19 protein-coding genes are annotated in these 21,547 nt (G+C 61.6%); 13 read left to right on the forward strand and 6 right to left on the reverse strand.

From position 1 onward, the window contains the following. Window positions 1-112 precede the first annotated feature (112 nt). Complete coding sequence (gene cytX, locus FIV35_RS01285; RefSeq protein ID WP_034136638.1) at window positions 113-1,402, forward strand: putative hydroxymethylpyrimidine transporter CytX; 1,290 nt, start codon at window positions 113-115, stop codon at window positions 1,400-1,402. On the opposite strand, the gene FIV35_RS01290 is transcribed toward cytX, so the two are convergent. Continuing rightward, a complete protein-coding gene (locus FIV35_RS01290) occupies window positions 1,371-2,117 on the reverse strand; it encodes an RsiV family protein (protein WP_034136639.1) in 747 nt (248 codons plus the stop codon). The genes cytX and FIV35_RS01290 overlap by 32 nt on opposite strands. Window positions 2,118-2,310: 193 nt before the next feature. Here FIV35_RS01290 and FIV35_RS01295 point away from each other — a divergent pair, with 193 nt between their 5' ends. The 8 genes from FIV35_RS01295 to FIV35_RS01330 all read left to right on the forward strand — a co-directional run bounded on the left by FIV35_RS01295 (window position 2,311) and on the right by FIV35_RS01330 (window position 11,191). After that, window positions 2,311-2,928 carry an NUDIX domain-containing protein gene (locus tag FIV35_RS01295; protein WP_034136640.1) on the forward strand — a complete coding sequence of 206 codons (618 nt, stop codon included), beginning with the start codon at window positions 2,311-2,313 and terminating at the stop codon, window positions 2,926-2,928. Next, a complete protein-coding gene (locus FIV35_RS01300) occupies window positions 2,919-3,368 on the forward strand; it encodes a DUF1249 domain-containing protein (RefSeq protein ID WP_003171323.1) in 450 nt (149 codons plus the stop codon). Before FIV35_RS01295 ends, FIV35_RS01300 begins: the two co-directional genes overlap by 10 nt. Window positions 3,369-3,465: 97 nt before the next feature. Continuing rightward, window positions 3,466-4,281, forward strand: a complete 816-nt coding sequence (cpdA, locus tag FIV35_RS01305) for a 3',5'-cyclic-AMP phosphodiesterase (protein ID WP_034136641.1) — start codon at window positions 3,466-3,468, stop codon at window positions 4,279-4,281. A gap of 121 nt (window positions 4,282-4,402) precedes the next feature. Further along, a complete protein-coding gene (locus FIV35_RS01310; protein WP_034136642.1) occupies window positions 4,403-5,011 on the forward strand; it encodes a YqiA/YcfP family alpha/beta fold hydrolase in 609 nt (202 codons plus the stop codon). 54 nt (window positions 5,012-5,065) lie between these two features. Continuing rightward, window positions 5,066-6,970, forward strand: coding sequence for a DNA topoisomerase IV subunit B (gene parE / locus FIV35_RS01315; RefSeq protein ID WP_034095584.1), 1,905 nt, complete (start codon window positions 5,066-5,068; stop codon window positions 6,968-6,970). After that, complete coding sequence (locus tag FIV35_RS01320; RefSeq protein WP_034136643.1) at window positions 6,970-7,965, forward strand: esterase-like activity of phytase family protein; 996 nt, start codon at window positions 6,970-6,972, stop codon at window positions 7,963-7,965. Before parE ends, FIV35_RS01320 begins: the two co-directional genes overlap by 1 nt. Before the next feature lie 73 nt (window positions 7,966-8,038). Next, window positions 8,039-10,303, forward strand: coding sequence for a DNA topoisomerase IV subunit A (parC, locus tag FIV35_RS01325; RefSeq protein ID WP_034095586.1), 2,265 nt, complete (start codon window positions 8,039-8,041; stop codon window positions 10,301-10,303). 177 nt (window positions 10,304-10,480) lie between these two features. Further along, entirely contained in the window at window positions 10,481-11,191 is a 711-nt protein-coding gene (locus tag FIV35_RS01330; protein WP_167416792.1) for a PqiC family protein, read from the forward strand. Between the two features lie 193 nt (window positions 11,192-11,384). Here the strand turns inward: FIV35_RS01330 and FIV35_RS01335 are convergent, their stop codons facing one another. After that, window positions 11,385-12,917 (reverse strand): AhpA/YtjB family protein, encoded by a 1,533-nt coding sequence (locus tag FIV35_RS01335; RefSeq protein ID WP_034136645.1) that lies wholly within the window; start codon window positions 12,915-12,917, stop codon window positions 11,385-11,387. A 133-nt stretch (window positions 12,918-13,050) separates the two neighbouring features. On the opposite strand from FIV35_RS01335, the gene serB reads away from it, so the two are divergent. Continuing rightward, a complete protein-coding gene (gene serB, locus FIV35_RS01340; protein ID WP_034095589.1) occupies window positions 13,051-14,265 on the forward strand; it encodes a phosphoserine phosphatase SerB in 1,215 nt (404 codons plus the stop codon). Window positions 14,266-14,398: 133 nt separating this feature from the next. Here the strand turns inward: serB and asd are convergent, their stop codons facing one another. The 3 genes from asd to FIV35_RS01355 are packed head-to-tail and all read right to left on the reverse strand — an operon-like array spanning window position 14,399 to window position 17,686. Beyond that, window positions 14,399-15,259: an archaetidylserine decarboxylase gene (gene asd / locus FIV35_RS01345; RefSeq protein ID WP_034095590.1), complete on the reverse strand. Its 861-nt coding sequence runs from the start codon at window positions 15,257-15,259 to the stop codon at window positions 14,399-14,401. Between the two features lie 15 nt (window positions 15,260-15,274). Further along, a complete protein-coding gene (locus tag FIV35_RS01350) occupies window positions 15,275-16,093 on the reverse strand; it encodes a rhodanese-like domain-containing protein (RefSeq protein WP_034136646.1) in 819 nt (272 codons plus the stop codon). A gap of 57 nt (window positions 16,094-16,150) precedes the next feature. Next, window positions 16,151-17,686: an HDOD domain-containing protein gene (locus FIV35_RS01355; RefSeq protein WP_034136647.1), complete on the reverse strand. Its 1,536-nt coding sequence runs from the start codon at window positions 17,684-17,686 to the stop codon at window positions 16,151-16,153. Between the two features lie 167 nt (window positions 17,687-17,853). Between FIV35_RS01355 and motA the strand changes: the two genes are divergently transcribed. Together motA and motB are read left to right on the forward strand one after the other, a co-directional pair. After that, window positions 17,854-18,705 (forward strand): flagellar motor stator protein MotA, encoded by an 852-nt coding sequence (gene motA / locus FIV35_RS01360; protein ID WP_034136648.1) that lies wholly within the window; start codon window positions 17,854-17,856, stop codon window positions 18,703-18,705. A 3-nt stretch (window positions 18,706-18,708) separates the two neighbouring features. Beyond that, window positions 18,709-19,725, forward strand: a complete 1,017-nt coding sequence (motB, locus tag FIV35_RS01365) for a flagellar motor protein MotB (RefSeq protein ID WP_034136649.1) — start codon at window positions 18,709-18,711, stop codon at window positions 19,723-19,725. Between the two features lie 65 nt (window positions 19,726-19,790). Here the strand turns inward: motB and rsgA are convergent, their stop codons facing one another. Continuing rightward, window positions 19,791-20,822 carry a small ribosomal subunit biogenesis GTPase RsgA gene (gene rsgA / locus FIV35_RS01370; protein WP_034111514.1) on the reverse strand — a complete coding sequence of 344 codons (1,032 nt, stop codon included), beginning with the start codon at window positions 20,820-20,822 and terminating at the stop codon, window positions 19,791-19,793. A gap of 109 nt (window positions 20,823-20,931) precedes the next feature. On the opposite strand from rsgA, the gene orn reads away from it, so the two are divergent. Beyond that, window positions 20,932-21,474 (forward strand): oligoribonuclease, encoded by a 543-nt coding sequence (gene orn / locus FIV35_RS01375; RefSeq protein WP_034136650.1) that lies wholly within the window; start codon window positions 20,932-20,934, stop codon window positions 21,472-21,474. Window positions 21,475-21,547 lie beyond the last annotated feature (73 nt).

The raw sequence follows: 21,547 nt of genomic DNA on the forward strand, positions 1-21,547 counted from the left end.
CCCTCCCACATTTTGAATGGCAAACACATTCAAGTGTGGGGGGCTTGTCGAGTCGTCGCACCGCCCCGATTGCAATCTCCCTAACAACACATGCCCCTCAGAGATACCCGCCTTGAGCACTCAATCGAGTACCTATTCCCCTGACATCGCGGTGCCTGCTGACAAAAGAGTCTTCGGCGCCCGCGACCTGTTTTCCCTGTGGTTCTCCCTCGGCATCGGCCTGATGGTCCTGCAAACCGGCGCATTGCTCGCGCCGGGCCTGGGCTTGTCGGGTGCCTTGCTGGCGATTTTCCTCGGCACTCTGGTCGGCGTGCTGTTGCTGGCCGCTGCCGGTGTGATCGGTAGCGACACCGGCTTGTCCGCCATGGCTGCGCTCAAGCTCAGCCTTGGGGCCAAGGGCGCCAGCCTGCCGGCGCTGCTCAACTTGTTGCAGTTGATCGGCTGGGGCTCGTTCGAAATCATCGTGATGCGTGATGCCGCCAGCCTGTTGGGCAGGCGGGCGTTCGGCGAGGGCAGCCTGTTGGCCAGCCCGCTATTGTGGACGCTGTTTTTCGGTGGTCTGGCAACCTTGCTGGCGGTCAGCGGGCCGCTGACGTTCGTGCGCCAGATCCTGCGTAAATGGGGCATCTGGTTGCTGTTGGCGGCCTGCCTGTGGCTGACCTGGAACCTGTTCGCCAAGGCCGACCTAGGCGCACTCTGGGCCCAGGCCGGTGACGGTTCGATGCCCTTTGCGGTGGGGTTTGATATCGCCATCGCCATGCCGCTGTCCTGGCTGCCGCTGATCGCCGATTACTCACGCTTCGGTAAACGCGCCAAAAGCGTATTCGGCGGTACCGCGCTGGGCTTTTTAATCGGTAATTTCTGGCTGATGAGCCTGGGTGTGGCCTACACCCTGGCGTTCGCGCCGAGCGGTGAAGTGAATGCGTTGCTGCTGGCATTGGCTGGGGCTGGACTGGGGATTCCGCTGCTATTGATCCTGTTGGATGAATCTGAAAACGCCTTTGCCGATATCCACTCGGCGGCGGTGTCCAGCGGGATGTTGCTGCGTTTGAAAGTCGAGCACCTGGCATTGGCTATCGGCGTGATCTGTACTCTGATCGCCTGCCTGGCGCCGCTGGCGCAGTACCAGAATTTCCTGCTGTTGATCGGTTCGGTGTTCGCGCCGCTGTTCGGCGTGGTGCTGGTGGATCATTTTGCCCTGCGCCGTCGTGGCCAGGGCGTACCGACTGCTCTGCGTTGGCCGGCGCTGTTGGCCTGGTTGGGTGGGGTTGGCACCTATCACCTGCTGGCCAATCTCTACCCGGATATCGGCGCGACCCTGCCGGCGCTGGTGCTGGCAGGGTTGCTGCAGTTCATGCTCGGGCGGGCCTTCAGCGGCGCGCGGGCACCAGTTCGGGCTTGAGGATGCCTTCCAGGCGCGAGTAGGGGATCTGCAACTCGACGTGGCCCAGGGCGTACGGTGCGATGGTCGAGGTCGGGTACTTAAGGATCACGCCGCCGTAGGTCAGCGCCACGTTCGGGGTTTTCTGGAAGGGGTAGGTCTTCACGAACTCCTGCTCCAGGCTCAGGCGGGTGCTGATCAACCAGCTATTGTGGGCGACCTGGGCGGCTTTCCAGAATGCGTCTTCCTTGCCCGGCAGCAGCATGTCGGTCAGGGACAGGGCTTTTTGCTGCTGGCGCGAATAGTTGATGAACGCGCGGCCCGGCTCGCCATGGGTGGCGCCTTGGTCCAGATAGCTGGACAGTTCGATGATCACCAAGCCGTCATGCTGCTCGCGTACCTTGGCTTGCAAATACATGCTGTTGCGCGGCGCGGCGGTTTTCAGGAACTGCTCGCGGTACGTTTCCAGGCTTGTGGGCAAGGGCTCGTTCGGGGTGGTGCGGGTCATGTCCAGCAGGCGCTGCTCGATCAAGGCGTCGAGCTTGGGCTCTTTGGCAAAGTGCACGGTGTCGATGTTCACCAGCGGGCAGTCGGCGCTGGCGCAGCCCGGCTTGCTCTGCTCGGTGGCGTCGCGAGTGGCTTCCAGCGGGGGGCGATAGCTCGGTTGGAACAGGCTTTGGCAGGCACCGAGGGTCAATGCGATGCAGGCCACGGAGGCAATCTTTAAGAGCGACATGGATGTCCTTCGTCTAACGATAAGAGCGAAATTTGTGGTGCTTCGACTGCCAGCGAGGCAGTCAGTTCGCCACTAAGCTATTTAGAGTGAGTTTGACGTCCGCCGTCTATCCCGGCAACCGGAAAGGGGCTGCACCAAGGGGCGCGAGCGCGTTAGGATGGCGCGAATCGCCCAGGCATAACGAGGAAGGGATATGACGGACACTGCAAAATCGACGCCGAGTACGATTGAAATCGTTAAGCGCGACAATGCCTACAAGGGCTTCTACCAACTCGATCGCGTGCAACTGCGCCACGAGAAATTCGATGGCGGCATGAGCCGGGTGATCAACCGCGAAGTCTTCGTCCGTCACGACGCCGTGTGTGTATTGCCCTACGATCCGCAGCGCGACGAGGTGGTCTTGATCGAGCAGTTTCGCGTGGGCGCCATGGGCCGCGCGAGCAACCCGTGGCTGGTGGAGATGGTCGCCGGCTTGATCGATAAGGATGAGCAACCGGAGGAGGTTGCGCACCGTGAAGCCGAGGAGGAAGCTGGGCTGACCTTCTCCGCGTTGTGGCCGATCACCAAGTATTTCCCGTCGCCCGGCGGCAGCACCGAATTCGTCCACTTGTACCTGGGCCGTTGCGACAGCACGGGCGCAGGCGGCGTTCACGGCCTGGAAGAAGAAGCAGAAGACATCCGCGTCACCACCTGGGCCTTCGAAGACGCCCTGCAAGCGGTGCGCGACGGCAGAATTTCCAACGCAGCCAGCATTATCGCCCTGCAATGGCTAGCGCTTAACCGCGCGGAAGTGAGGGGGTTATGGCAGTAAAGGCACGGGAACGTTATCGGGTCGACCTGATCGGGCTGCAAGCGGCCTGCGAGGCCAACTATGCGCGGCTGATGCGCTTGCTCCCCGACATGCGCCACGCCCCCGAGGCGCGGCGCATCGGCGTGACCCATGGCGACCAGATGCTCGGCGTACTGGCCCTGGAAGTCATCGTCAATTGCCCGTACACCACCACCCTGCGCGTGCGCCAGGAACACAGCCTGCCATGGTTGCCGGTACCGCAACTGGAAGTGCAGGTGTACCACGATGCACGCATGGCCGAAGTGATCAGCGCCGAACATGCGCGGCGCTTTCGCAGCATCTATCCTTACCCGAATGTGTTCATGCATCAGCCCGATGAAAAAGCCCAGCTCAATGTGTTCCTTGGTGAATGGCTGAGCCATTGTCTGGCACTGGGGCACGAGTTCGAAGTCGTGCGGTAGATGTGAACTGCGTCTGCTTCCTTAGGTTTCCTCTTTGTGTCCTGCCCAGCATAATCGCGCCAACCGTCCATTTCTGTGATTGCCTTGGGAGAGCGCCTTGCCGAGCGTATCCACCGTGAGCCCCGACGCTTCGGCGTTGCTGGTGCAACTGTCCGACAGCCACCTGTTTGCCGAGGGCGACGCCACGTTGCTGGGCATGAATACCCGCGAGAGCCTGCAACGGGTGATCGAATTGGTGCGCAAGCAACAGCCGTCTATCGACCTGATGCTGGCCACGGGGGATCTGTCCCAGGACGGTACGCTTGAGTCGTATCAGCAGTTTCGCGCCTTGACCGCGGCCATTGACGCTCCCGCGCGCTGGATCCCCGGTAATCACGACGAACCGCTCCTCATGGCCCAAGCCGCCGAGCACAGTGATTTGCTGGAACCGGTGGTCGATATCGGCCACTGGCGCATTACCCTGCTGGACTCCGCCGTACCTGGCTCCGTACCGGGTTATCTGGAGGACCAGCAGCTGCAATTGCTCGCTCAGTCCTTGAGCGAGGCGCCGGATCGTCATCACCTGGTGTGCTTCCACCACCATCCGGTGTCGTTCGGCTGCGCATGGATGGAGCCCATCGGCTTGCGCAACCCCGAGGCCCTGTTTGCCGTGCTGGACCGCTTTCCCCAGGTAAAGGCCGTGCTCTGGGGCCACGTGCACCAGGAGATCGACCGCGAGCGCAATGGCGTGCGCCTGCTGGCGTCGCCTTCCACCTGCATCCAGTTCGCGCCGGGCAGCGAGGATTTCAAGGTCAGCGAGCAGGCACCGGGCTATCGCTGGTTGCGTTTGCATGCCGATGGGAGTTTGGAGACCGGGGTGGAGCGGCTCAAAGATTTCGCCTTTACCGTCGATTACGGCAGCAACGGCTATTAAAGACCGCAAACACTCCTCATAACGGTGGGAGATAGCTTGCGCCCAGTTGGATCATCGGCTGCTCACGCCACCTCGATCCCTGTAAACTGCGCCTTTTTCGCGTAAGCATGGAGAGCCCGGCATGTCGGCTTCGATCCTGTATATCCACGGTTTCAACAGCGCGCCGGCGTCCAACAAGGCCAGCCAGTTGATAGGTGTCATGGACGCTCTGGGCCTGGCCGATCAGTTGCGCGTGCCGGCCCTGCATCACCATCCACGTCAGGCAATTCCTCAATTGGAACAAGCCATTGCCCAGTTGGGGCGGCCGCTGCTGGTCGGCAGCTCCCTCGGCGGCTACTATGCAACCCATCTTGCCGAGCGCCATGGCCTAAAGGCGCTGCTGGTCAACCCGGCGGTCAGCCCCCATCGGATGTTCGACGGTTACCTGGGCACCCAGAAGAACCTCTACACCGATGAAACCTGGGAACTGACCCAGGACCATGTGACGGCGCTGGCCGAGCTGGAAGTGCCGGCTCCCCAGGATGCCGCGCGTTATCAAGTGTGGTTGCAGACCGGCGATGAAACACTGGATTATCGCCTCGCCCAGCAGTATTACCGGGCCTGTGCCTTACGCATCCAGGCCGGTGGCGATCATGGTTACCAGGGGTTTGCCCGGCAACTGCCGGCGCTGCTCAGTTTTGCCGGCATTGGCGCAGATCAGTATCAATCCTTCGATTTCTCGGCACTGTAATTGCCTTGCAAACCGCAGGTTACTTTTTAATCGAACGACTCACGATGAGACCCCATGGCCACTCCCAGCGCTAGCTCTTATAACGCCGACGCCATCGAAGTCCTCTCGGGCCTCGACCCGGTGCGCAAACGCCCCGGCATGTACACCGACACCAGTCGGCCGAACCACCTTGCCCAGGAAGTCATCGACAACAGCGTCGACGAAGCCTTGGCTGGGCACGCCAAGTCGGTGCACGTCATTCTTCATGCAGACCATTCCCTGGAAGTGTCCGACGATGGTCGCGGCATGCCCGTGGACATCCACCCAGAAGAAGGCGTGCCGGGCGTCGAGCTGATCCTTACCAAGCTGCACGCCGGCGGCAAGTTTTCCAACAAGAACTACCAGTTTTCCGGCGGTTTGCACGGTGTGGGTATTTCCGTGGTCAACGCCTTGTCCACCCTGGTGCGGGTCAAGGTCAAGCGCGATGGCAACGAGTATCAGATGACCTTCGCCGATGGCTACAAAGCCACCGACCTGGAAGTGATCGGCACCGTTGGCAAGCGCAACACCGGCACCAGCGTGTACTTCGCGCCGGACCCGAAATACTTCGATTCGCCGAAATTCTCCATCAGCCGCCTCAAGCACGTGCTCAAGGCCAAGGCCGTGTTGTGCCCGGGGCTGCTGGTCACCTTTGAAGACAAAGGCACCGGCGAGAAGGTCGAGTGGCATTACGAAGACGGCCTGCGTTCCTATTTGGAAGACTCGGTCAGCGACTTCGAACGCCTGCCCAACGAGCCGTTCTGCGGCAGCCTGGCGGGTAACAAGGAAGCCGTCGACTGGGCTCTGCTGTGGTTGCCCGAAGGCGGCGACAGCGTGCAGGAAAGCTACGTCAACCTGATCCCGACCGCCCAGGGCGGTACTCACGTCAACGGTCTGCGTCAGGGCTTGCTGGATGCCATGCGCGAATTCTGCGAATACCGCAGCCTGCTGCCGCGCGGCGTGAAGCTGGCGCCGGAAGACGTGTGGGAGCGCATCGCGTTCGTGCTCTCGATGAAGATGCAGGAGCCGCAGTTCTCCGGGCAGACCAAGGAGCGCCTGTCGTCCCGTGAAGCGGCGGCGTTTGTCTCCGGGGTGGTCAAGGATGCCTTCAGCCTTTGGCTCAACGAGCATCCGGAACTGGGCCTGGCCCTGGCCGAGCTGGCGATCAACAACGCCGGGCGTCGCCTCAAGGCCAGCAAGAAAGTCGAGCGCAAGCGCATCACCCAGGGCCCAGCGCTGCCGGGCAAACTGGCCGATTGCGCAGGGCAGGATCCGATGCGCTCGGAACTGTTCCTGGTCGAAGGTGATTCCGCCGGCGGCTCCGCCAAACAAGCGCGGGACAAGGAATACCAGGCGATCCTGCCGTTGCGTGGCAAGATCCTTAACACCTGGGAAGTCGATGGCAGCGAAGTCCTGGCCAGCCAGGAAGTGCACAACATCGCCGTGGCGATCGGTGTCGACCCCGGCGCGGCGGACATGAGCCAGTTGCGCTACGGCAAGATCTGCATTCTCGCCGACGCCGACTCCGACGGCCTGCACATCGCCACCTTGCTCTGCGCGCTGTTCGTGCAGCACTTCCGCCCGCTGGTGGATGCCGGCCACGTCTACGTCGCCATGCCGCCGTTGTACCGGATCGACCTGGGCAAGGAGATCTTCTACGCCCTGGACGAAGCCGAGCGCGATGGCATCCTCGACCGTCTGGTAGCCGAAAAGAAACGCGGCAAGCCCCAGGTCACCCGATTCAAGGGCCTGGGCGAGATGAACCCGCCGCAACTGCGTGAAACCACCATGGACCCGAACACCCGGCGCCTGGTGCAGTTGACCCTGGACGATTTCGCCGCCACCAGTGAAATGATGGACATGCTGCTGGCGAAGAAGCGCGCCGGGGACCGCAAATCCTGGCTGGAATCCAAGGGCAACCTGGCCGAGGTTCTGGGCTGATGCGCACAGGCTTCGCCCTGGCGATCCTGATGTTGAGCGGGCTGGCAGCGACCACCGTCGCCGCCGCGCCCGTGGTGGAACTCAAACTCGTGTCCGAACACCCGGTGGACGGCATGCGCGGCGGCAACCTGTCGGGGCTGGCGCAGTGCGGTAACGAACTGTTTACGGTGTCCGATCGTGATGACGATCAGATCTATCGCCTGGATACCAGTGCGCCCACTTGGCAGGCCGACGCGGTAAAGATCGAGGTGCCGCCGGTGCCGGACTCCGGCTTGCCCTGGGGGCTGCGCTCGCGTACCAAGGCCGCTTCGTTCATTCGCGGCGGTGACCTGGACTTTGAAGGCATCAGCTGTGATGGCATGGGTAATCAGTACATTGTCAGCGAAGCCCATGCCGCGGTGCTGAAGGTGCCAGTGAGCGGCGCGCCGCAATGGCTGAAAATCGCCCCGAGCATGGTGCGAGAGGCCCGCGCCAGCGGCATGTTGCTGCACTTCAACGCATTGTTTGAAGGATTGGCGATCAACCCGGAAGGCAACCAGCTCTGGCTGGCGGCCGAGCGCGAGCGGCGCGGGCTGATCTCCATCAAGCGTGCGCAAAGCCTCTGGGATTGCGATGGCCCGTGCGTACTGCTGAGCGAGGCCGGCCAGGAAGTGCAGCCGGCCAAGTTCACCGATGCCAAGGCGGTGTCCAAGGATTTTTCCGACCTGGCGCTGTACAACGGCAAATTGTTTACCCTGGAGCGTAATGCGTTCCAGATTTGCCGGCGCGATGCGGTCACGGCCAAGGTCGAGCTGTGCTGGTCGTTCGCCGACGAAACCCTGACCCCCGAACGCCGCTACGCCCAGCCCTATGGCTTGGCCGAGGCGCTGGTCATTGACGAAAGCGGGGCCTGGCTGGGTATCGACAACAATTTCGGCCCCCGGGCCGATGGTGAAAAACGCCCCATGGTCTATCGTTTCGCCGCCCCGGCCGGCGGCTGGAGCGCCCAGCCATGAATCGGCCCCTTTTTGAATCGAATCAGCGCAGCGGCCGTTCCGCTGCGCCTTACCCACTATTGATGAGGCCCGCATGAGTGACATCCTCGCAGACAGCTTAGATGGCGTAGAACGCCGGTCGCTGGCTGACTTCACCGAAAATGCCTACCTCAACTACTCCATGTACGTGATCATGGACCGTGCCTTGCCGCATATCGGCGACGGCCTGAAGCCTGTGCAACGGCGCATCATCTACGCGATGAGTGAGTTGGGCCTGGATGCCGACTCCAAGCACAAGAAGTCGGCGCGTACCGTCGGTGACGTGCTCGGTAAGTTCCACCCCCACGGCGACTCGGCTTGCTACGAAGCCATGGTGCTGATGGCGCAGCCGTTCAGCTATCGCTACACACTGGTAGACGGCCAGGGTAACTGGGGTGCGCCGGACGATCCCAAGTCCTTTGCCGCCATGCGTTACACCGAAGCCCGCCTGTCGCGTTACTCCGAAGTGCTGCTCAGCGAGCTGGGCCAGGGCACGGCGGATTGGGGGCCGAACTTCGACGGCACCCTCGACGAACCCCTGGTGTTGCCGGCACGTTTGCCGAATATCCTGCTCAATGGCACCACCGGTATTGCGGTGGGCATGGCCACTGACGTGCCTCCGCACAACCTGCGCGAAGTGGCCACCGCCTGCGTGCGCCTGCTGGATGAGCCGAAGGCCACCGTGGAGCAGCTCTGCGAGCATATCCAGGGGCCGGACTACCCGACCGAAGCGGAAATCATCACGCCGCGCGCCGATCTGCTGAAAATGTACGAAACCGGCAAGGGCTCGGTGCGTATGCGCGCCGTGTACCACGTCGAGGATGGCGACATTATCGTCACCGCGCTGCCGCACCAGGTGTCCGGCGCCAAGGTGCTGGAGCAGATCGCCGCGCTGATGCAGGCCAAACCGTCGAAACTGCCGCAGGTCGCCGACTTGCGTGACGAGTCCGACCATGAAAACCCGTGCCGCATCGTGATTATCCCGACCAATAGCCGGGTCGATCATGAAGTGCTGATGCAGCACTTGTTTGCCAGCACCGATCTGGAGTCCAGCTACCGGGTCAACGTCAACATCATTGGTCTGGACGGCAAGCCGCAGTTGAAGAACCTGCGCAACCTGCTGGTGGAGTGGCTGGAGTTCCGGATACAAACCGTTCGGCGCCGCCTGCAGTTCCGTCTGGACAAGGTCGAGCGCCGTCTGCATCTGTTGGACGGTTTGTTGATCGCTTACCTCAACCTGGATGAAGTGATTCATATCATCCGCACCGCCGAGCATCCGAAGGCCGAACTGATCGCCCGTTTCGAGCTGAGCGAGATTCAGGCGGACTACATCCTCGACACCCGCCTGCGTCAGTTGGCGCGTCTGGAAGAGATGAAGTTGCGTGATGAACAGGATGCCTTGCTCAAGGAACAAGCCAAACTGCAAGCCCTGCTGGGTAGCGAAGCCAAGCTGAAAAAGCTGGTGCGTAGCGAACTGATCAAAGACGCCGAAACTTACGGCGATGACCGCCGCTCGCCCATCGTCGAGCGCGCCGAAGCGAAAGCTCTGACAGAAACCGAGCTACTGCCCAACGAGAAAATTACCGTCGTTCTGTCGGAAAAGGGTTGGGTTCGCTCCGCCAAAGGGCATGATATTGACGCCACTGGCCTGTCGTACAAGGCCGGTGACGGGTTCAAGACCGCAGCTGCTGGGCGTTCCAACCAGTTTGCGGTGTTTATCGACTCCACCGGGCGCAGTTACTCGGTGCCGGCCCATACCTTGCCGTCGGCACGGGGGCAGGGCGAGCCGCTGACCGGGCGTCTGACACCGCCACCGGGGGCAAATTTCGAGTGTGTGCTGCTACCGGACGATGACGCGCTGTACGTGATTGCGTCCGATGCGGGATATGGCTTCGTGGTCAAGGGGGAAGACCTTCAAGCCAAGAACAAGGCGGGCAAGGCGCTGTTGAGTCTGCCCAACAACGCCAAAGTGATCCTGCCGCGGCCGGTTCACGACCGTGAGAACAACTGGCTGGCGTCGGTCACTACCGAAGGGCGTCTGCTGGTGTTCAAGATCAGCGACCTGCCGCAATTGGGCAAAGGCAAAGGCAACAAGATTATTGGAATCCCCGGGGAGCGGGTGGCCAGTCGCGAAGAGTACGTGACCGACATCGCCGTGATTCCGGAAGGTGCAACCCTGGTGCTCCAGGCAGGTAAGCGCACCTTGTCGCTGCGCCCTGACGACCTTGAGCACTACAAGGGCGAGCGTGGCCGCCGGGGTAATAAATTGCCTCGTGGCTTCCAGCGGGTGGATGCTTTGTTGGTTGAAACGCCCGTTTAAGGCGTTTTAGAGCCCTCGATCTACGATTTAACCCGTAGATCGACGCTTTGGCGCTGGAGTCATGGCGCATATTCACGGATGATATGGCCTCTTCAGCGCCGGCGTGGCCGAGCGTGTACAGGTTATTTTTTAGTATTACATTGTGGTTCGCCTTGTGGCAGCCACCTGGATGGGATGATGACTGCTCCACGCCTTCCTTTTATTTTTATGCTCGCTGGCCTTTTGGGGCTGGCGGGTTGCAGCACACATCAACCGGTGTCGCTGTACCAGCTGGACAGCGGAAGTCCGGCTCAGCCAGCTCAAACCGCCGGCATGGCGGTGTTGCTGGGGCCGGTAATCGTCGCCGACTACCTGCAACGCGAGACCCTGCTGCAACGTCAGAACGACGGCAGCCTGCAAGGTTCCACCGATGGTCGTTGGGCGGGCAGTTTATCGTCCGACATCAACCAGCTGATGCTGCGCCAGGTGGCCGGTCAGTTGGACAGCCAGCGTGTGGTCCTCGCCCCCGCGCCTGCCGGCTTTACGCCGGACGTGCAGGTGCTGTTGACCATCACCCGATTGGACTCGGGTGCTTCGCAACCGGCAATTCTCGATGCGCAGTGGCGCTTGATCGATCGCCGTGGCCAGGTGCGTGACAACCGCATCGTGCACTTGCAGGAACAGCACACCGGCACCACCGCGTCCCAGGTCCAGGCCCAGGGCGTGCTGTTGCAGCATTTGGCGCAGCAACTGTCGGTGGCGCTCAAGCCATTGGCCAACCAGCCACCGATTGCCGCCGAGGCCCCGCGCAAACAAGCGCCGGCCCAGGCCAAGCCGGTTGCTCCGGAAAAGCCCAAGATGCCGATGGCCACGCCGATTCGTACCGATATGGAAGTGTTCCGGTTTTGATCTGAATGCCACCCAAACAAAAGGCCCGCTGATTCAGCGGGCCTTTTGTTTGCGTGCGATTTACTTGAAGTTTATAGGGATCCAAATGTGGGAGAGGGCTTGCCCCCGATAGCAGTGGGTCAGTCAGCCCAGCTGTCACTGACACATCGCCATCGGGGGCAATCCCCCTCCCACACTGATTTTGCGGTTTGCTTCAAGGCTTTGTACGGGTCTCGTGCATCCGCGCTAACTGACGCTCCAGCATCGACGGATACGGTTCCATCAAACGTTCCACACAGCTTGCGCCTTCGGGGCTGGCAATCGGGCGGATACGGGCGCGCTGGCGAATCAGCGGGTCTTCGCTGATCTTGCGCTCCACCAGCAGCAGGTTGCGGCTGTGTTGGGACAAGGCCAGCGCGTCCTGGGCGATTTCGGTGAGCAGCAGGTCGATCTGGCTCATGCCGAACAGATCGTCGCCCACTGTCAGGCCCAGTTGCAGTTGCAAGGTGATGCCACTGTCCGCCACTTCGATCTGCAGGGCATGGCCCAAGGCGCGCAGCAGCTCGCCGCAGCAGATGGCGTTGGTCAGGTAGTCTTCACCGCTGTCTTCGCTGTGGAACAGCATCAAGGTGCTGCCATCGTTGAGGGTGTGCAGTTCGCTCTGGTACAGCGAGGCGGCCTGGTCGAGGCAGTCGCGGTAGCGCTCCAGCAATTCCGTCAGGCGTGCGCGGGGCAAGCGACGCAGTTGGTCCTGGGCGCCGAGTTGTACGGCCAGTACCGCGCTGTGCTGAGGCTCGGCGTTTTTCGCCGGCACCGCTTTGGGCGCGACGGCCGGGCTGCTGGCCGCGGTATCGCGCAGATCAGCGAACGGGTCTTCGTCGTCCAACTCATCCTCTTCGGCGATAAGTGCCCTGCGTGTCGCCGGCTTGAGGCCCGCCACCGGCGGCTTTTCGTCGAAGCCCGGATCGCGCAGGTCGCGTACTTCGAATTCGGGTTCTTCGTCGTAATCGGTGTCGTCGAATTCGGGTTCCGGTTCAACTTCGCGAACCACCGGCTCCGGGGCGAAGCTGGCGTGGAGTTGGCGGGCAAGGTCGCCGATTTCATCCTGGCGGTCGGTGGCCGGGGTGTGTTCGTCGATATCCCGCAGCCAGATGCGCAGTTGCATCAGCGGTGTCGAGATATGCCGACCCAGGCGCAGGCTCAAGGCCAGGGCCAGGGCCAGCAGAATCGCGCTCAGGATGCCCATGCTTTGCAGGCTGATGGTCATCGGCTGCTGGAATTGCTGCATATCCAGGCTGATGCGCAACTGGCCGGCCTTCACGTCCTGAAAGGTGATATTGCTCTGGTACAAGCCTTCGGCCTCACCCAGCAAGCCGTTCTTCGGGCGCTGGCCGGCTTCGGCCATGATCCGGTTGTCGACGCTGTAGATGGCGGCGTGGGCCACCAGCGGATTCTTGGTGAGGTTATTGAGCAGCACGTTGAGACTGAGGATGTCGTTGGACACCAGCAGCTCGGTCGCCGAGGTAGCGGTCTGGGTGGTCAAGCTTTCGCCCAGGGCGTCGGCTTGCTCGTGCATGGCCTGTTTGAACTGCAAACCCATTACGCAGGCGTAGATCACCAGGGCCAGGGCGACCAGGATCACGTTATGGCTGGCGATGCGTAATGCGATCGGTACACGGCGGTGGCGCAGTGCCCGGAAGATCAGCAGGAAGAAGTTGTCGGTTTTTACTGGCGTGGGCCGGTTCACTTGAGCTCGGCTCTTGGTCCGTGAAGTTGACGCGCAGTATAGCGACAGGCCCATGACCGGCAAAGCGCTGGCTGTGCCCGATGGTCACTGAAAGTGGGTAGAATGCGGTTTTTTTCCAGCCTGGGGGTGCGCCTTGCGCGAAATTGTCCTGATTAACATCACTGGGGAAGACCGCCCGGGTCTTACCGCTGCCATTACCGGTGTGCTGGCCCAGGGTGGTGTGAACATTCTCGACATCGGCCAGGCCGTGATCCACGACACCCTGTCGTTCGGCATCCTGGTGGAAATTCCCAGCAACGAGCAGTCATCGTCCGTGCTCAAGGACATCCTGTTTACCGCGTACAAGCTGGATCAACAGGTACGTTTCACTCCGGTATCCGAAGCGGACTACCAGCATTGGGTGGCCGGCCAGGGCAAGAAACGCCATATCGTCACGTTGTTGACCCGCAAGGTCACCGCTGAACAACTGCAGCGCGTCAGCTCCATCACCGCGCAGTACGGCTTGAATATCGACCACATCGACCGTCTGTCGGGGCGCATGCCATTGGACACGCCGGCCGACCAGGGCAAAGGCTGCATCGAGTTTTCCGTGCGTGGCGAGCCGGCTGACCCGCAGGCCCTGCGCGCGGAATTCCTCAGCGTCGCCCAGGAGTTGAACGTCGATATCGCCTTCCAGGAGGATTCGCTGTTCCGACGCAACCGCCGCCTGGCGGTGTTCGATATGGACTCCACCTTGATCGAAGCCGAAGTCATCGACGAACTGGCCAAGGCCGCCGGTGTGGGCGATCAGGTCAGCGCCATCACTGAGCGTGCCATGGCCGGCGAGCTGGACTTCCGCGCCAGCTTCAAGGAGCGCCTGGCACTGCTCAAAGGCCTGGATGTGAGCGTGCTGGATTCCATCGGCGCTTCCCTGCGCCTGACCGAAGGCGCCGAAACCCTGTTCGCCGAACTCAAGCGCCTGGGTTACAAAACCGCGATCTTGTCCGGCGGCTTTACCTACTTCGCCAAACAGTTGCAGGCCAAGCTGGGCATCGATTACGTTTTCGCCAACGAGTTGGAAGTGGTCGACGGCAAAGTGACCGGCGTGGCGGTTGAGCCGATTGTCGACGCGCAACGCAAGGCCGACCTGCTCAAGGAGCTGGCGCACAAGGAAGGGTTGCGTCTGGAGCAGACCATCGCGGTAGGCGACGGTGCCAACGATTTGCCGATGCTGGCGATTGCCGGGTTGGGCGTAGCGTTCCGGGCCAAGCCGCTGGTCAAACAGTCGGCCAAGCAGGCCATTTCGACCCTGGGGTTGGACGGTGTGCTGTATCTGTTGGGCTTTCGCGACCGCGATGGCCAGCTCTGACTGACTCAATCCGGTCAGAAAATGTGAGAGGGGGCTTGCCCCCGATAGCAGTAGATCAGTCACTTTGATGTTGACTGACACTCAGCTATCGGGGGCAAGCCCCCTCTCACATTGGGTCTCTGCAAATATTGGATCAGGCTTTCGGCAGGCCGATCCCTTGACCCATCTGCACCGGCGAACCGGCCAGCAGCGCTTCTGACCACTGCACTTGATCCGGCCCGAACAGCACGATCGCGGTGGAACCCAACTTGAAACGTCCCAGCTCCGCACCTTTTTCCAGGTGGATTGGCGCGCGGGCGGCTTCGTCATAGCGGAAGGTTTTCAGCTCGCGCTTGGGTGGCGTAACCAGGCCGGCCCACACGGTTTCAATCGACGCCACGATCATTGCGCCCACCAGCACCACAGCCATCGGGCCGCGTTCGGTGTCGAACAGGCAGACCACCCGCTCGTTGCGCGCAAACAGCTCCGGCACGTTTTCGGCGGTGGTCTGGTTGACCGAGAAAATCCGCCCCGGCACATAGACCATCTCGCGCAGCGTGCCGGCCAGCGGCATGTGCACGCGGTGATAGTCCTTCGGCGACAGGTAAATAGTGGCGAAATCGCCGCCCATGAAAGGCGCCGCCATGGCTGCATCGCCGCCCAGTAATTCCAATACGCTGAAGCTATGGCCTTTGGCCTGGAACACACGGCCATGCTCGATCGGGCCCAGTTGGCTGACTGCGCCGTCGGCGGGGCTCAGCACGGCGCCGGGGGTGGGGTCGAGTGGGCGCGCGCCGTCTTTCAAGGCACGGGTGAAGAACGCGTTGAAGTGCTCATAAGCGGTCACGTCCTCCACCAGTGCCTGGGACATATCCACTTGATAGCGCTTGGCGAACCATGTGGTGAAGGCATTTTTGAACCAGCGCACGCGGCACTCGGCCACGCAACCGGCCAGACGCGACAGTAAGTGGTGCGGCAGCAAGTACTGGCTGAGGATAAACAACTGCTTTTTCATAACTGTCCTTAAACCTTAAGTCTTTTCAACGGGCGTGTCGGGGTGATTACCCCATTCGCCCCAGGAACCGGCATAACCTTTGACTCGCGGATAACCGAGCGCCTTGGCCACCAGGTAGGTGAAGCCAGAGCGATGGTGAGTCTGGCAATGGGTGATGATTTCTTTGTCGGGCGTCAGGCCCAGGTTTTCAAGAATCTGTGGCATGTCGCGGCGGATGCGCAGGTTGCGCGCCTTATCCATGCCTTCAGTCCATTCGAAGTTGACCGCACCGGGGATATGCCCGCCCTTGGCCGCGAGCACCTTCTCGCCGGAATACTCCAGCGGGCCGCGCGCGTCCCAGATGCCCAGGTCGGCAGCGCCAAGACGGCTTTGCAGGTATTCGCGGGTGGCGGTGGGGCCATCGTGCAACGTGACGCTGACCGGGCCGCCGGCCAACGGGGGGACGTCGGTGGAGACGGGCTGGCCGTCTGCCAACCATGCCAGCAGGCCGCCGTCGAGATAGTGGTATTTCTGATGGCCGATCACGTCGAGCAACCAGATAAAACGCCCGGCCCAGCCGCCGCCTTCGTCGTCGTAGACCACGTAGGTCGCATCCGGCGTGTGGCCGAGTTCGCCAAACAGCTTTTCCAGGTCGGCCTTGTTCGGCAGCAGGCCCGGAGCCGGCGGTTGGCCCAGTTGGGTGCGTTTGGGGTCAACGAAGTGCGCGCCGGGGATATGCCCTTCGGCGTAGCGGGCGGCGCTGGTGAGGTCCACCACGATCAGGTGTTCGGCACCCAGGCGACTTTGCAGGTCGGCGGATTCGATCACCAGCGGCAAGCCAGAGAAGTCAGGCATGTGAGGTCTCCTGGGCGTAAAAGTTGGCGATAAAGGACGGCGATTGTAGCGCAAGCATCAGGCGCCGCGGTTGGTAAAGCAGTGCAGGGCCTTTTCGATGCATTGAGCGGTTTTGCCGAACGCCTGCACGGTGGTTTCCGAGAACGGACCGCCCCCCTGGTCGGCCACCATCAGCATCACGACTTTGCCGTTGCAGCTCAGGGAGCGCAGCAGCAAGTGTTCGCCATTGAACAGGCGGCGCAGGATCGGCGGCAGCAGCGCGGAGAACTGCGCGTGGTTGTCCGGTGTGAAGCGCACCTGGGCGGATTTTTCCAGCAGACGCTGGAGCATTGTGCTGTGGACCACATCCAGGCTCAGGTTGGCGGCATCCTTGGGTAGGCCGTCGACCTGATGCACGCGCAGGGTGCTTTGGGCGCGGTCGGTCATCAACAGCATCACCCGTTGCATGCCGCTGGCAACCAGCGCCTCCTTGGCGCAGGTAGTCAGGTGCATGGCGTTGGCAAAGCGGCTCGGTTCCATTAGCAGTTCGGTGCAGCGGCTGCGCCACACGGCCAGCGCCTCGGCGGTGGGCGGCGGGGCGGGCAGCAAACCACGGTGGATCTTCTGCACATGCCACGGCCAAATCAACGACAGCGCCGGGTGCCAAAGGTCGGGCATCAGCGTGGTGCGGGCGCTGGTCACTGCCTGTTGATGGACTTGCTGCTGCACTTCGGCCAAGGGTTGTTGCAGGTACAGAGCGGTGAGGAATTGCCAGCGCTGCGTGTGCGGGCAGGTCCAGGATTCTTGGGCGGACATCGCTAGGCCATTGGCCAGCAGTACGGTGTTGGCCGGCTGGTTCAACCAGCGGCGCAGATGGGGGGCGGCGTCCAGCAATTGCTGTTGGTGCAGTGGGTCTTCGTCACGGGCGATACGCAGCGCTTTGACCAACATGCGTTGCTCATTCAGCAGCAGGGTATAGCCCTGGGATACCCACATCGGCAGGTGCCAGGCTTCGGTCAGGCCGATGCACAAGTCCAGCAGGCGTACGCCGAATAACTGCTGTTCAACCACGCGCGCCGACTCACCCTTGTGGATAACCCGCAGTTCCCATTCTTCCAGCAGCTTGGGATAAACCACCGCCATCGGCCACAGCGGCGACAAAAACAGCAGGCTGCCCCAATGAATGTCTTGCCACAGTCGCGCCAATCGGCTGCCAAACAGACCGTTGGCTTGCTGCGAGGCGTGCTGACTGACCAACAATAGCTGGCGCAACGCCACGGGAATGTCTTGGTCGGGCACCGACGGCAAGCGTGCCAGCAGTTCCTCGGCGCGCTTGAGGCCCAGGCGGTTGAGCGCCACTTCGAGGTTTTCCGCCGGTTCGGCTAGGCTGCCATGGGTATGGCTGTTGGCCTCGCGCATCACGCTGAGCACCAGCGCCGGGCTGTTTTGCATCAGCTCGGCAATATCTCGCAACGAACTGCGGTTGTCGCGGATGGCTTTGCACACACGGTCGTGGCTGGTCTGTGGAACGGGCAGGCGCACCTCGTCCAGACGCTTGATCCAGTCGGGGAGGGAAGCAGGTTTTGCGGTTGGGTCGATTTTTTGTTTGGCCATGGTAGGGGCGCGATCATCACTTGCGGTCAACACGCCCAGAGCGGGCCGAACTGGCTTTTCGCCTTAACGGGCTATAGTCTGGCGCAGTTTTGCCGATAAGTAGAACAAGAGTTTTTCAGTTCCCCCAAATATGTCCATGAACCTGACGGCGCAAGTACTCATCTCCTATGGCTAAAATTATCGGCATCATCGTCGTCTTCGCGAGCGTGCTCGGCGGTTACGTCCTTTCCCACGGTAAGATCGCCGCGCTGATCCAACCTTTCGAAGTGATGATCATCGGCGGGGCGGCATTTGGTGCATTCCTGCAAGCCAACCCTGGGTACATGACCATGCACGTGGTCAAGAAGTCCCTGAGCATGTTCGGCTCGCGCTTCTCCCACACGTTCTATCTGGAAGTGCTGGGCCTGGTCTACGAGATCCTCAACAAGAGCCGCCGCGAAGGCATGATGGCCATCGAGGCCGACATTGAAGACGCCGCCGCCAGCCCGATTTTCGCCAAATACCCGGCCGTGCTCAAAGACGAGCGCATGACCGCCTATATCTGTGATTACCTGCGCATCATGTCCTCCGGCAACATGGCCCCCCATGAGCTGGAAGGGTTGTTCGACATGGAACTGTTCAGCCTCAAAGAAGAACTGGAGCACCCGTCTCACGCGGTGACCGGTATCGCCGACGGCATGCCCGGCTTCGGTATCGTGGCGGCGGTACTCGGTATCGTGGTGACCATGGCCTCGCTGGGCGAGGGTGATCAGGCGGCCATCGGTATGCACGTAGGTGCGGCCCTGGTGGGTACCTTCTTCGGTATTCTCGCGGCTTACGGGTTCTTCGGTCCGCTGGCGACCTCCCTGGCCCACGACGCCAAGGAAGAGATCAACCTGTACGAATCGATCAAGGCCAGCCTGGTGGCGTCCGCTTCCGGCATGCCGCCTTCGCTGGCGGTGGAGTTCGGTCGCAAGGTGCTGTACCCCAAGCATCGCCCAAGCTTCGCCGAGCTGGAACAAGCGGTTCGCGGTCGCTAAGCCATGGAAAACAACCAGCCGATAATCATCAAGCGCGTCAAGCGCTTCGCTGCGGGGCACCATGGTGGTGCCTGGAAAATCGCCTTCGCCGACTTTGCGACGGCGATGATGGCGTTCTTTCTGGTGCTGTGGCTGATGTCTACCGCCACGCCTGAACAGAAGATCGCCATCGCCGGCTACTTCAAAGACCCCATCGGTTTCTCGGAAAGCGGCACGCCCTTTGTGATCGACCTGGGCGGCTCGCCTCAACTGGCGCCTGAACGCACCATCAACCCGGAAGTGAAGACCGAGGCGCCTCAGGAGAAAATCCCGATTGAGCGCGATACGGTCGAGTCCATGGCCGAACAGGTCGAGCAGGAGCGTCTTGAGCTACTGCTGCAGGAGTTGCAGAACAAGGTTGAGGAAAACCCACAACTGCTGAAGTTCAAGGACCAGATTTCTTTCGAGATCACCCCCGAGGGTTTGCGCATCCAGATCACCGACGCCGCCAACCGGCCGATGTTCGATTCCGGCAGTGCGCGTTTGAAGCCGTACTTCGAGGACATCCTGCTGGCCATGGCCGACACCATCAAAGCGGTGCCGAACAAGATCAGCATCAGCGGCCATACCGATGCCAAGCCTTACGCGGGCCAGGGCGACTTTGGCAACTGGGAACTTTCGGCCAACCGCGCCAACGCGGCCCGTCGTGCCCTGGTGGCCGGCAGCTACCCGGATGCGCAAGTGGCGCGAGTGGTGGGTTTTGCCTCTTCGCAACTGTTTGATGCGAAGGATCCGTACAACCCGGTCAACCGGCGTATCGACATTGTCGTGCTGACCAAAAAGGCTCAGCGTGCGATCGAAGGCGATCAACCGCCTGCGACGCCGGCTCCAGGCGCCGGCGCGCCAGGTGAAGTGCCCACTGACCCGAACGCTATCCCGCCAGGGCAGGAGCCGTTGCCGGCCCATGAACTGCGGCAGAAGTTGAATTTGTTCGATGACGGTGGGGTGAAAGACCCGACGGTGCCCAAAGCGGGCTCATAAGCTGTATAGAAAAGGCCGCGATCATCGCGGCCTTTTCACATCTTCCTCGCAGGGCAAGGAACCGGTCAGTAACTGCTCTCGGGCAAGCTCGCAATGATCGACCGATAGCTATTCATCCGCTGCTGTTGCACGCGGCCATCTTCCAGGGCCTTGAGAAGGGCGCAGCCCGGTTCGCGGTCGTGCTTGCAGTCACGGAAGCGGCAGGTGCCGATCAGGTCGTTGAACTCGATAAAGCCGGCTTCCACATCGCTGCGGCTGACGTGGCCGAGGCCGAATTCGCGGATACCCGGGGAGTCGATCAGCTCGCCGCCGCCGGGGAAGTGAAACAGTCGCGCGGTGGTGGTGGTGTGGGTGCCCTGGCCGGACAGCTCCGACAGCGGCCCTACTCGGGTGTCGACTTCCGGCAGCAGGCTGTTGACCAGCGACGACTTGCCGACGCCGGACTGGCCTACGAACACGCTGATGCGCCCGTCCAACTGTTGTTGCAGTTGTTCCATGCCATTGCCGTGATGGGCCGAGACTTCCAGCACCGGGTAGCCCAGGGTGCGGTAGACCGCCAGCAACGCATTGAGCGCCGGAGCATTCTGTTCGTCGATCAGGTCGAATTTGTTCAACAGCAGCAGTGGGCGAATGCCGGCGTGCTCGGCGGCCACCAGGTAGCGGTCGATCAGGTTGGCATGGGGCTCGGGCAGTGGCGCGAAAACAATCACGATCATGTCGACGTTGGCCGCCACCGGCTTGAGCTGGCCGCGACTGTCGGGGCGGCGCAGTTCGGTGCTGCGGGGCAACTGGGCGACGATCACGCCGATCCCTTGGTTGCCAGCACGCCAGACCACGCGGTCGCCGGTGACCAGCGCCGGCAGGTTGGCGCGCAAGTGACAACGGAACACCTGGCCAGCGAGTTCGCCTTCCAGCGCCTCGACTTCGACCTGCACGCCAAAGTGCGCGATCACCAGACCCGTTTGTTCGGGGCCCAGGTCGCCGCCCTCGAGCGCTTCCACGGCGGAGGATTCACGTTTGGCGGCGCGGGCAGCGCGTTCGCCTTGAATCTTTTCGATGCGCCAGTTTTGGCGACGGTTGAGCTGGCGTTTGGCCATTGGTGTTCCGTATCGATAATGCAAAGGTTTGGGTGAAACGGTCGCGAGTCTAGCACGCCCCCGCCTGCTAAACTGCGCAGCTACGCCAAGGTGCCAAGAGAAACGAGCCATGCAAAACCCACAGAACCTGATTTGGATCGATCTGGAAATGACCGGTCTGAACCCCGACACCGACGTCATCATCGAGATGGCGACGATTGTTACCGACAGCAACCTCAATACCTTGGCCGAAGGTCCGGTGATCGCCATCCACCACAGCGACGCAGTGCTAGCCACCATGGATGAGTGGAATACCCGCACCCATGGCAATTCCGGCCTGACCCAGCGCGTGCGCGACAGTCGCATCAGCATGGCCGAGGCTGAAGCCCAGACCATCGCCTTCCTGGAGCAGTGGGTATCCAAGGGCAAGTCGCCGATCTGCGGCAACAGCATCTGCCAGGATCGTCGCTTCCTTTATACCCATATGAAAGCGCTGGAAAGCTACTTCCATTACCGCAACCTGGACGTGTCCACACTCAAGGAACTGGCTGCGCGCTGGGCGCCGGAAGTCAAAGACAGTTTCCACAAGGGCAGCACTCACCTGGCGCTGGACGATATTCGCGAATCGATTGCCGAGCTGCAGCATTACCGCAAGCACTTCATCAAGGCTTGAAACGGTTTCTTACCGTGTCCGGGCTTCCTGTTGTGAGCGGGCTTGCCCCGCGCCGGGCTGCGTAGCGGCCCCA

Source organism: Pseudomonas rhodesiae (genome assembly GCF_007858255.1).
Taxonomy (GTDB): domain Bacteria; phylum Pseudomonadota; class Gammaproteobacteria; order Pseudomonadales; family Pseudomonadaceae; genus Aquipseudomonas; species Aquipseudomonas rhodesiae.